The sequence below is a fragment of the Vibrio harveyi genome (assembly GCF_030060435.1).
In the GTDB taxonomy this organism is placed as follows: Bacteria; Pseudomonadota; Gammaproteobacteria; order Enterobacterales; family Vibrionaceae; genus Vibrio; species Vibrio harveyi.
This window is the reverse complement of sequence record NZ_CP125876.1, coordinates 992,465-1,004,515: the sequence shown is the minus strand read 5'-3', so window position 1 is coordinate 1,004,515 and position 12,051 is coordinate 992,465. Positions and strand designations below refer to the sequence as shown.

9 protein-coding genes are annotated in these 12,051 nt (G+C 45.5%); 6 read left to right on the top strand and 3 right to left on the bottom strand.

The genetic code is table 11. The annotated features are described in order from the left end of the window. The first annotated feature begins 183 nt into the window (after positions 1-183). Together QMY49_RS21120 and QMY49_RS21115 are read left to right on the top strand one after the other, a co-directional pair. Entirely contained in the window at positions 184-681 is a 498-nt protein-coding gene (locus QMY49_RS21120) for a hypothetical protein (RefSeq protein ID WP_005452911.1), read from the top strand. Positions 682-782: 101 nt separating this feature from the next. Beyond that, complete coding sequence (locus tag QMY49_RS21115) at positions 783-2,414, top strand: ABC transporter ATP-binding protein (RefSeq protein ID WP_005452912.1); 1,632 nt, start codon at positions 783-785, stop codon at positions 2,412-2,414. Between the two features lie 281 nt (positions 2,415-2,695). Here QMY49_RS21115 and QMY49_RS21110 read toward each other — a convergent pair whose 3' ends face one another. Both QMY49_RS21110 and QMY49_RS21105 read right to left on the bottom strand, forming a co-directional pair. Next, positions 2,696-4,735 carry a prolyl oligopeptidase family serine peptidase gene (locus tag QMY49_RS21110; protein WP_053049500.1) on the bottom strand — a complete coding sequence of 680 codons (2,040 nt, stop codon included), beginning with the start codon at positions 4,733-4,735 and terminating at the stop codon, positions 2,696-2,698. A 137-nt stretch (positions 4,736-4,872) separates the two neighbouring features. Continuing rightward, positions 4,873-5,772: a LysR family transcriptional regulator gene (locus QMY49_RS21105; protein ID WP_283316630.1), complete on the bottom strand. Its 900-nt coding sequence runs from the start codon at positions 5,770-5,772 to the stop codon at positions 4,873-4,875. Between the two features lie 156 nt (positions 5,773-5,928). Here QMY49_RS21105 and QMY49_RS21100 point away from each other — a divergent pair, with 156 nt between their 5' ends. Both QMY49_RS21100 and lldD read left to right on the top strand, forming a co-directional pair. Beyond that, a complete protein-coding gene (locus QMY49_RS21100; RefSeq protein ID WP_005452915.1) occupies positions 5,929-7,620 on the top strand; it encodes an L-lactate permease in 1,692 nt (563 codons plus the stop codon). Positions 7,621-7,911: 291 nt separating this feature from the next. Next, positions 7,912-9,051 (top strand): FMN-dependent L-lactate dehydrogenase LldD, encoded by a 1,140-nt coding sequence (gene lldD, locus QMY49_RS21095; protein ID WP_005452916.1) that lies wholly within the window; start codon positions 7,912-7,914, stop codon positions 9,049-9,051. A 66-nt stretch (positions 9,052-9,117) separates the two neighbouring features. Here lldD and QMY49_RS21090 read toward each other — a convergent pair whose 3' ends face one another. After that, on the bottom strand, positions 9,118-9,465 hold the full coding sequence (locus QMY49_RS21090) for a helix-turn-helix domain-containing protein (protein ID WP_005452917.1): 348 nt from the start codon (positions 9,463-9,465) through the stop codon (positions 9,118-9,120). 349 nt (positions 9,466-9,814) lie between these two features. On the opposite strand from QMY49_RS21090, the gene QMY49_RS21085 reads away from it, so the two are divergent. Together QMY49_RS21085 and QMY49_RS21080 are read left to right on the top strand one after the other, a co-directional pair. Further along, complete coding sequence (locus QMY49_RS21085) at positions 9,815-10,918, top strand: mechanosensitive ion channel family protein (protein ID WP_029788240.1); 1,104 nt, start codon at positions 9,815-9,817, stop codon at positions 10,916-10,918. A gap of 170 nt (positions 10,919-11,088) precedes the next feature. Beyond that, positions 11,089-11,973, top strand: a complete 885-nt coding sequence (locus tag QMY49_RS21080; RefSeq protein WP_050933742.1) for a LysR family transcriptional regulator — start codon at positions 11,089-11,091, stop codon at positions 11,971-11,973. The last annotated feature ends 78 nt before the right edge of the window (positions 11,974-12,051 follow it).

The following is a 12,051-nucleotide window of genomic DNA, read 5'->3' as shown; positions in this document are numbered from 1 at the left end:
CTTATTGTCTTTACCTCAGTGTAGAGATTATTTGTTTAAATTTAAGTGATTTATCTTCCACCCCGGTTCGTTTGCACATTTTACGAGCAGCTGTTCTAAGTTTAGAATGCTAATAAGTCGCACTTGCAATTGATAATTAATTTCATTTAATATCTATCCAAATCGAATTTTGTGGAGACGAAGATGAATATTGAGCAATGCTGGATGCGCTACTTGAAAGCAGAGCAATTGATGGAGCAGGGTCACTGGCCTGAAGCCCATCGTCTGTACGAAGATGTGCTCAACCATTTGCCAAATCACATTCACTCCGCTCTTGAAAATGAACAAACTAAGCCATGCCAGTTCGTATGTTTAGTGAGTGGTTTACGCGATGCCAGCGTGGCGCAATCTGAAATCCTAAACAAACTAGGAATGCAGCAAGAAGCGTTCTCGGCTCTTAATCAATCTTATGCGCTACTCCAGTTTTTACAGCTAGAAAGCCACGATTTAATTGGTCGAGTGAGCCAGATGCTCAGCAAACACAGTGAAGATTTGTTGGCTCATATGGCAGCGTTTTGCTCTGCTCAGAGAAATGCAGAGTGGATGATAGAACTCGATCATGTCACTCGTGCTCATGAGCAGTTCTTGTATTTACAAACCATGAGTTCTGCAGAAACCGGAGCGACTCAGCTATATAATTGATCGTTCAAGATAATTGATCATTTGAGCGATAAGGCATAGGAATTTGCCACGGCAAGGCGACAGCATAAAAGTAATAACAACTCGATACACAAGGAAACGTGATGTCCACACAAACCATTCTTTCGGTGAGTAACCTATCTGTCAGTTTTACGACAAACGATGGTATCGTCGATGCAGTAAAGAAGGTGAGCTTTGATCTCAAAGCTGGTGAAACACTGTCTATCGTAGGCGAATCCGGCTCAGGAAAATCAGTATCAACCAATGCGTTGATGAAACTGCTGCCAGACAATGCCATTTTGCACTCAGATTCTTCTATCTTCTTCGAAGGCGAGTCCATACTAGATAAAACCGAACGTCAGATGCAGAGCATCCGCGGCGATCGTATTGGCATGATCTTCCAAGAGCCGATGACTTCACTCAACCCTTACATGCGCGTTGGTATTCAAGTGGCAGAAGCCATTATGTGTCATCGTCCTGTAAGTAAAAAACAAGCCAAAGCAAAAGTACTTGAACTGTTCGATTTGGTGCATCTACCAAATCCTCAACAAGCTTATGATAAGTACCCGCACGAATTTTCAGGTGGTCAGTTGCAGCGCATCATGATTGCCATGGCATTGATCAACGAACCAGATATCCTGATTGCTGATGAGCCAACCACTGCGCTCGATGTCACCGTCCAAGCAGAAGTGCTTTATCTGATTAAAGAGATTCAAGCTAAAATGGGCATGGCGATCCTATTTATCACTCATGACTTAGGCGTTGTGAAGCACTTTGCAGACCGAGTATTAGTCATGTGTAAAGGTGAAGTCGTCGAAGAGGGCATCACTGAAGCGCTCTTCTCAGACCCGCAACATGATTACACTAAGATGTTGATTAATTCGATTCCAAAAGGCAGCAAAGACCCAATTGAAGAAGATGCGACTGAACTGCTAAAAGCCGATGACATCCGCGTTAAGTTTCTTGTTAAACCTCACTTCATTGCGAGTAAAAATGAATACTTTGAAGCCGTGAAAGGCATCTCCTTAGCGTTAAAACAAGGAGAGACCCTAGGTATCGTTGGCGAGTCTGGCTCCGGCAAATCAACCCTTGGTCGTGCATTGATTGGCTTACTGCCGTCAACGGGTAAAATTCAGTTCAAAGGGCAAGACCTAGCGCTTCTGACGGACAAAGAACGCTTTGCGCTGAAGAAAGACGTGCAAATGGTTTTCCAAGACCCATACGGTTCGCTTTCGCCTCGTATGACCGTTGGCGAAATCATTACTGAAGGACTAACCGTTCATCAACCTCAAATGAACAAAGCGGAACGAATGCAAAAGGCGCGTGATGTGCTGCGTGAAGTGCGTCTAGATCCAGCATCTATTAACCGTTACCCACACGAGTTTTCTGGCGGTCAGCGTCAACGTATTGCGATTGCGCGCGCGTTGATTCTTGAGCCTTCTTTCATTTTGCTTGATGAGCCAACCTCAGCTCTCGACCGCTCTGTTCAGTTAACCGTCATTGATTTGCTAAAAGATCTGCAGAAAAAGCACAATATTGGTTACCTCTTTATCAGCCATGACCTTTCTGTCGTTAAAGCACTCTCTGATCGTGTATTGGTCATGCAAAAGGGTGAGGTAATGGAGCAAGGGACTGCGGAAGAGATCTTCCATAACCCGAAAAGTGATTACACTAGAAAGCTGATTGATGCCTCATTTGATCTTGAAAACAATGAAAATCAACATGATGCTGCTTAGATTAATCACAGTTTCATATTCATACACTAGGATTAAAGTATGGTGAAATTTTCGCCATAACTACGAAAATGGTATAGCTGCCATTCGGTTTGGCCGCCGAGACTGGTTGGTTCAAAGTTAGGCTTAGTCACCCTAACTATCAAATTGAGTTCCCCCAACCATGAAAAATGCCGCGAATGATTTCGCGGCATTTTTTATTGTGTTTCAGATGGTATCTCCCACCTGACTGGCTGCTAGCCTCTGACGCCAAGAAAAACAACTTAGCGTCAGGTCGTTAGCCTTTAAATATCGAGTGCAGTAATGCCCATGTTATGTAACGCAAACGCGTAAACATCCGTGGTCAGGTCGATTTGTTTACTCAAAGGCATACCCGCGCCATGTCCTGCGTTAACATCAATACGAATCAATACTGGATTGTCTCCCTGATGCTTGTCTTGCAACTCTGCGATGAATTTGTATGAGTGTGCAGGTACCACACGGTCATCGTGGTCTGCGGTCGTGACAAGCGTCGCAGGGTACGACACACCCTCTTTCACGTTGTGTACGGGTGAATAACCGAGTAGATACTTGAACATAGCCTCAGTTTGCTCTGACGTGCCGTAGTCGTACTTCCAGCCTTCACCAGACGTAAAGGTGTGGTAGCGAAGCATATCCAATACACCAACCGCAGGAATCGCGACTTTAAACAGCTCTGGACGTTGAGTCATACACGCACCAACTAACAAGCCGCCATTTGAGCCCCCACGAATCGCAAGACGCTCTGAACTGGTGTAGTTCTTCTCAATCAAATATTCCGCTGCGGCAATAAAGTCATCAAACACATTTTGCTTTTGTTGTTGAGTACCTGCATTGTGCCAAGCTTTGCCATACTCACCGCCACCACGCATGTTTGCCACCGCGTAGATGCCGCCCAGTTCTAGCCAGTTCGCAACATTTCCCGAGAACATCGGCGTCAAACTGATATTAAAACCACCGTAGCCATACAGCATGGTTGGTGCGCTACCATCGAGTTTGGTGCCTTTTTTGTAAGAGATGATCATCGGTACTTGCGTGCCATCTTTCGAGGTATAGAACACTTGTTGAGATTCGTATTCTTGACGGTCAAACGGCGCTTTTGATTCTTGGTAAAGCGCTGAACCACCACTTTCTACATCAAAAGAGAAGATGGTTGGAGGGGTCACGTAGTTAGTAAAAGTATAATAAAGCGTCTTGTCTTCTGCTTTGCCTTGTAAGCCATATACGGTGCCTTGATCGGGTAGAGTGACTTCGCGTACCAACTCCCCCTGATAAGTAAACTGCTGAACCTTGGAGAGAACATCAACCATGTAAGTGGCAAACAAATAACCACCACCTTTGCTGATATCCAGTGGTTGTTCCTGCTCGGCTATGATCTCTGTCCATTGTTGAGATTGAGTGTTGTAGCCAACCACCTTGCCGTTTGGCGCATCCAAATTGGTGTAAAAGATCAATGTGTCATCTTGGTTATCGATAAGATAAGTGTCACCTTCGACAGTATCTTGAAGCGTACTCACTGCTTGCTCTTCTGAAGTAAGATCGACATAAAACAGTCTGTTTCCTGATGTCGATTCTGCACCAGTGATAATCAAGAAACGATCATCTTTGGTTGTCACTCCTCCTACATAACGGTGCTTTTGTGACTCCAATGCACCAAAGATCACTTTGTCTTCAGATTGTGATGTGCCTAGCTCATGGTAGTAAAGCTTGTGCTGCTCAGTGCGCGCTGAAAGCTCACTGCCTTTTGGTTTGTCATAACTTGCATAATAAAAGCCTTTGTTGCCAAGCCAAGAAATCGTAGTGAACTTAGCATCTACGATTTCAGGCTCAAGTTGCTCTTTCGTTTCGACGTCAATGACAAAGATCTTACGCCAATCACTACCACCCTCAGAAATTGAATAGGCGACAAGAGTGTCGTCATTAGAGAACTTCACTTCCCCAAGCGATGTCGTTCCTTCCTCTGAAAACGTGTTTGGATCGAGAAAGATTTCCGCTTCTTCATCCTCTTTACGGCGGTATAAAACGCTCTGGTTCTGCAAACCGTCATTTTTATAGAAGTAGGTATAGTCGCCATGAACAAAAGGTTGAGAATACTTTTCATAGTTCTGACTGTTCGCCACTAGTTCACGAATTTGTTGACGGAAAGGAATCTGACCTAAGTAATCGAAGGTGATTGAGTTTTGTCCTGAAACCCACTCTGCGGTTTCTTGGCTCAAATCGTCTTCCAGCCAACGATATGGGTCTGCGATGTCGTGACCAAAATAAGTGTCGACGACAGAATCTTTACGAGTTTTTGGGTAATGCATAACGTCCGTGTTACTCCATTTGAAGTTAAGTGTTTAGTTTTATTATTTTATTGAGATTTATTCTCAATACCTACCTTAGGGTTCAGGTACAGAATTTCAACCAATAGATTGAAACATTTCTTATATTTATGAACCGACTAAAAGTAATGTGAGATAGTGAGATATCGCTCTCGAATGTGTTCTATTAAAAGCTTCACTTTGTTAGGCGGTTGACGAGTAAAAGGGTAAACCGCGTAGATACCTAGCTTTTTACCAACCAATTCTGGGAAGATATCCACCAACTCCCCACTACGAATGTCATGATAAACCAAGCAACGCGGTACGTAGGCAATGCCGTGCCCACCCAAAGCTGCTTTTCGTAATGCGGTAGCGTTATCTGTCGAGAAACATCCAGAGACTCTAACGATGTAATCGCCATCTTTGCCTTTGAACTGCCAATCCGTTGCCCCCGTGGTTTGATAGGCGTATTGCAAGCAGTTGTGTGTCGTTAAATCGATCGGTTCGATCGGTTTACCATGTTTAGCAATGTAAGAAGGAGAAGCACATACTACCCATTGAGAGTCCAGAATATGCCTCGCAATCAGACTGGAATCTTCCAAGTAGCCGGTACGAATTACCAAGTCAAAACCACCAGCAACCAAGTCGACAAAGCGGTTATCAAGCGACATATCCACTGTTAAACCAGGATGCATATTACAAAACTCTGCAACCGCGTCCGCTAGAATCAAATCACCGGAGATAGTCGGCACCGACATTTTAATATGACCACTGACATTCTCACCAAAGCCTGAAACTGCATCCATAGCCTCCTGAGTGGCTTGCTTCACATTTTTAGCACTATGTAACAAAACCTTTCCCGCTTCGGTCAGGGTCAATTTACGCGTTGTTCGATATAATAGCTGAGCGCCAATTTCTTCTTCCAATCGAGCAATTCTTTTACTAACTACCGAATTTGTAAGGTTATTTTCTTCAGCCACCCTACTAAAGCTGCCCATTTCTACTACCTGAGAGAATAGGATTAGGTCGTCTGCACGCATCGATTATGTCACTTTTGGAATAAATTAATTTCATTATTTCCCTATATCTATAAAAAATAAAGGGGTAAATTCACGCCAAATTAACAAAACCATTACAACAAAAATCATCTCTACAGCATAAAGCCGTTCGAGAAGTCAGCGTACGAGGATGTACCAATGAGTGAAACCCTACTTGCCCTTGTGGCGTTTTCGCCAATTGTTGTCGCCGCCATATTATTGGTTGGTCTCAACTGGCCTGCTAAAAAAGCTATGCCTGTTGCGTTCGGTCTAACCGTCGCTATCGCCCTAATGTTTTGGGATATGTCAGCTACTCGCGTACTGGCCTCTGTATTCCAAGGGTTAGGAATTACTGTCTCTGTTCTATGGATCGTGTTCGGTGCCATCTTCTTGCTCAACACTTTAAAACATACCGGAGCGATCACGACTATCCGCAATGGATTTACTGATATTTCGGCAGACCGTCGAGTGCAAGCCATCATCATCGCTTGGTGTTTTGGTTCATTCATTGAGGGTGCATCGGGCTTCGGTACACCTGCAGCAATCGCAGCACCACTATTGGTTGCGATTGGTTTCCCTGCTCTTGCAGCGGTATTGATGGGCATGATGATCCAATCAACACCAGTATCATTTGGCGCGGTTGGTACACCAATCATCGTGGGTGTGAATAAAGGTCTAGATACACACAACATTGGTGAAGCACTTGTCGCACACGGTTCAACGTGGGATGCCTACCTGCAACAAATCACCGCAAGTGTGGCAATGATTCACGCGACCGTTGGCACGCTAATTCCTGTACTAATGGCAATGATGCTGACTCGCTTCTTCGGTAAAAACAAGAGCTGGAGCGAAGGTCTAGACATTCTGCCATTTGCACTATTTGCTGGTGTTGCTTTCACCGTTCCTTACGCACTTACAGGCGTGTTCTTGGGTGCAGAGTTCCCATCACTCATTGGTGGTCTGGTGGGTCTAGCCATTGTGGTTACCGCGGCGAAGAAAGGCTTCCTTGTTCCAAAAACAAAATGGGATTTCGAAAGCGAAGATAAATGGCCAGCAGAATGGCTCGGCTCTCTAAAGATCAATCTGGATGACAACCCAGGCAAACCAATGAGTCTGACCAAAGCATGGGCTCCATACGTACTACTAGCGATTATCCTCGTAGCAAGCCGTGTGAGCCCTGAGTTCAAAGGTCTACTTAAGAGCGTAAGCCTTTCGTTTGGTAATATTCTTGGCGAGACAGGCATCAGCACAGCGATTCAACCTCTATACCTTCCTGGTGGCATCCTAGTCTTCGTAGCATTGCTTGCGGTTCTTCTACAAGGTGGTGGTGCGAAATCATTGGGTAAAGCGTTTGGCGAATCGAGTAAGACGTTAATTGGTGCAGGTTTTGTTCTTGTGTTCACCATTCCTATGGTTCGCATCTTCATTAACTCAGGTGTCAACGGTGCAGATCTCGCAAGTATGCCAGTAACCACGGCAAACTTCGCAGCAGACCTAGTTGGCTCAGCATTCCCGGCGTTGAGTGCTACCGTTGGTGCCCTTGGTGCATTCATCGCCGGCTCTAACACAGTGTCGAACATGATGTTCAGCCAATTCCAGTTCGAAGTAGCACAGACACTGACCATCTCAAGTGCCATTGTCGTGGCTCTACAAGCGGTAGGCGCAGCTGCGGGTAACATGATTGCTATCCACAACGTGGTTGCTGCATCCGCAACCGTTGGCCTGTTAGGACGCGAAGGTGCAACGCTACGTAAGACGGTAATTCCAACGTTCTACTACCTCGTGGTAACTGGCATCATCGGTCTGATTCTAATTTACGGTTTCCAAATCACCGACGCTTTAATGAATTAATAATAAATGCAGGGCTTCCCCCGCCCTGCTTTTTCTCTGGTACATCGGTCTGCACTACTACCCCGACACTTTTGGTGTGGCTTGCTGCATCAATCCCCCGACCGGTGTACCAGTCTTTTTCAGTGCAGATAATTGATTGTTCAGTGTATGGAATCCACCACAGCTCAATCACTTATCTATACTCTATTCTGACGTCGACTGCCGAAAGGATGGCAGTCAGTGGAACACTGACAGAGCAGGTGCTCATTGACTCAGGACGCAATCTTAGAATAACAGCCAGGACACACTATTATGATTATCTCTGCTTCTACAGATTACCGCGCTGCTGCGAAAGCCAAGCTGCCTCCATTTCTTTTCCATTACATTGATGGTGGTTCATACGACGAGCGCACGCTGAAACGCAACACCGATGATTTAGGTGATGTTGCGTTGCGACAACGTGTTCTGCGTGACATGAGCGATCTAAGCCTAGAGACTGAGATCTTCGGTGAGAAACTTGCTATGCCAATCGCACTTGCTCCTGTTGGTCTTACTGGTATGTACGCAAGACGTGGCGAAGTACAAGCCGCGAAAGCCGCAGAAAAGAAAGGCATTCCTTTCACCATGTCAACGGTATCCGTTTGTCCTATTGAAGAAGTCGCACCTGCGATCGAACGCCCAATGTGGTTCCAACTGTATGTTCTAAAAGACCGAGGCTTTATGAAGAACGTACTTGAGCGCGCGAAAGCGGCAGGAGTAACGACACTGGTTTTCACCGTAGATATGCCAGTTCCAGGTGCTCGTTACCGTGACATGCACTCTGGTATGAGTGGTCCAAATGCGGCGATGCGCCGAGTATTCCAAGCCATGCGCCATCCAAGCTGGGCACTGGATGTCGGTGTATTAGGTAAACCTCACGATTTAGGGAACATTTCTACTTACCGTGGCGAACCAACGAAGCTGGAAGATTACATTGGCTGGCTCGGTGCAAACTTTGATCCTTCGATTTCTTGGAAAGATCTAGAGTGGATTCGTGACTTTTGGGACGGACCAATGGTCATCAAAGGCATCCTAGACGAAGAAGATGCAAAAGACGCAGTTCGCTTCGGTGCAGACGGTATCGTTGTATCCAACCACGGAGGGCGTCAACTTGACGGTGTCCTTTCGACAGCGAAAGCTCTGCCTAGCATCGCAGATGCAGTAAAAGGCGACCTGAAGATTTTCGTCGACTCCGGTATCCGCACTGGTCTGGATGTCGTTCGTATGTTGGCGCTTGGTGCTGACTGTACGTTGCTTGGTCGCTCTTTTGTTTACGCTCTAGCGGCACAAGGCGGTGCGGGTGTTGAAAACTTGCTTGATTTGTATGACAAAGAGATGCGCGTAGCGATGACACTCACTGGCGCAAAAACTATCGCCGATCTGTCGCGTGATTCTTTGGTGAAGATTCCATAGACCTTGCCGACTCTCCCCCTAACAAAAAAGCGAGCTCAATGAGCTCGCTTTTTTTAGAAATTTGAATTAGCGGACGTGATGTTCGTATTCAATCACCACTTGGTTGCCTTCAATAAAAACGTTACGAATGTCGCCGTCTACGGTCACTCTGTTTTGTAAGTAAACCGAACCAGAACCCGATACATCGCGTTCGGTCATTGATGGGATAACTTGTCCGGGACGAACATGCAATTGCTCACATAACTGCTTAACAAAGCCCAAAGTTAACGGTGCGTTACCGCGTAACAACGAAGAGAATTCATGTAGACTTAAACCTAGACGTTTTGCCATCTCCATTTGGGTAAGGTGCATTTTTGCTTTTTGCGACATCCAAATGTCGTAGAGCGCATTTCGGTCTAGCTCTGTAAATTCCATGGTTCATCTCCGCATTTCAAAGTGACCTTAAAGTCTCATATTTAAATGTGATAAATGTTAGCGATGAGTCAAAGAACCTACAATTGATGGTTCGTATGGTAGTGCTTATCTTTCAATCTACGAGTTCTATCACATCTCATAGGTTGATTTACTCATACTTTACATTTCGTCATACCTATCATCATCTTGAATTAATATAAAAGTCATTAATGGCAATGTAAACAGCAAAACATCCCTGTTACAACACAACGAGACTTTGTCACTTTCGTTCCGCCTCATCATTTTTCTAGGGCGAATTGGTAAATTCTGCTACCTTTCCCCCATTGTTCTATAAAAAGAAACTTTACTTATGCCACAGTGGTTTACAGAACTTCAAACTTACGTCATGGCTAACCACCAAGATTGGAGCAGCAGCGTTTTATTTATCACGATAGCCAGCTTCTTTGCTTGGATTGCTTGGCGTGTCTTGCATTCGCGCCTCGCGATTCTTGTAGAGAAAACCCCCTTCCATTGGGATGACCTTTTATTAGAAGCGTTAAAAACCCCCGTCAGCACACTCATTTGGTGTTGGCCCGCTACGGTATCAATCGGCATTGTTTTGCAAAGTGAGTTAGGCAACGAGTTCAACTGGCTTAGCACACTCAAACTCATCCTAGTGATCAGCATATTAGTTTGGATAGTGATGCGTCTTATCACTAATGTTGAGGACTATGTGCTGGAACAGAAAACTCGTGATGAAACCACGGTGCAAGCGATCGCCAAAGTCGCGCGCCTGTTCTTCATCGTGATTGGTGTGCTTACCGTCATGCAAGCATTCGGGCTTAGCCTTTCTGGTTTGCTAACCTTTGGTGGCGTCGGTGGTTTGATTGTCGGTTTAGCAGCAAAAGACTTACTGTCCAACTTCTTTGGCGGCTTAATGATTTACTTCGATCGCCCATTTAAAGTTGGCGATTGGATTCGCTCGCCAGATCGTAAAATCGAAGGCACTGTTGAACGTATTGGATGGCGCATGACCAGTATCCGTACTTTCGATAAAAGACCGCTCTATGTACCAAACTCAGTGTTCAGCAATATCGTCGTAGAAAACCCATCGCGAATGCTAAACCGACGCATCTTTGAAACGATAGGATTACGTTATGATGATGCAGAAAAAGTACCCGTCATCATCGATGCAGTACGTGAAATGCTACAAAACCACAAAGATATTGATACGCGCCAAACTCTGATTGTGAACTTTGATTCGTTTGGAGCTTCCTCACTAAACTTCTTCATTTACACCTTCACTAAAACGGTGAACTGGGTGCGTTACCATGAAGTGAAGCAAGATGTGTTACTGCAAGTAATGGCGATCATTAAAGAACACGAAGCGGACATCGCATTCCCAACTCAAACGCTCAAACTCGATCCAATTCAAATGGCGAAAGCACAAGCTCAAGAAGAGCAAGGCTACTAGCGATGCAGACTGCCGTCATCTAACGATGGCTTATCGAATAAGGACCAAGCCCCGGACGTTATGCTGGGGCTTTCTTTTTATCTATAGGACAAGTTCGAGCAACTATTGTTAAAAAGCGTAGGAATTGGATAAGCTAGCTTCAAGCTCAAACGAATGAACAGGACAGCGCAGTGAATTTAAGACAATTGGAAGTCTTTTACGCCATCATGCAAACCGGAACCGTTTCTGGTGCCGCGCGCTTATTGCATGTATCGCAACCCAATGTCACTCGGGTACTTGCCCACACGGAACAACAACTTAGCTTTGCCCTGTTTGAGCGCGTCAAAGGCCGCTTAGTACCGACCCAAGAAGCCAAAGCCCTATTACCAGAAGCCGAGAAAGTCTACCAACAGCTTGGGCAATTTCGTTCCCTCACCAGTAAAGTGAAACAAGGCACTCAGCACTTGAGAGTCGGAGCACCTCCTGTCTTAGCTTCCCAACTGCTTGCTCCAACGGTTGCTGCACTGTCGAAGCAACAAGGCATCTCATTTGAACTATTAACGGCAAACCGTGATGAGCTGTGTTCAGGCTTACTTAAGCACGAATTGGATGTGGCGATTGCCTTCGGTGAAGAAGCGCCACCCGCAATTTTGAGTGAGGTGTTACTCAAGCAACAACTTGTTCTGATTGCGCCAAAAGAAGCGCTCAGTTCAACTGAGGACTCGGTATCGTTTGATGATTTGATTCAGCACGAATTGCCAATCATCGGCTTGGACAGTCGAGACCCACTCGGTTTGTTGCTTCATCAAACACTCTCGGCACGCGACGAACATTATCACCACGCTATCACAGTACGCAGTTACGCCGCTGCTGCTGAACTGGTCAAACACCATGCCGGCTTTGCGATTGTCGACCCATGGACAGCAAAACAGTATCAAGATGATGAATCGGTAAGCGTGCGCTCACTTTCTCCTGCGCTGTCATTTTCAATCTCTATCATGTTTGCGGAACATACACCGCAATCCATTTCGACCAAGCTTTTTATTGATTCACTTAAGCGACATGTGAATCAGTAAGTTAGCACTCACCTTACCCTATAACCTCAAGTTATAGACGCACAACAAATAGGCATTCGGCTTCCCTCTTCAAACTGG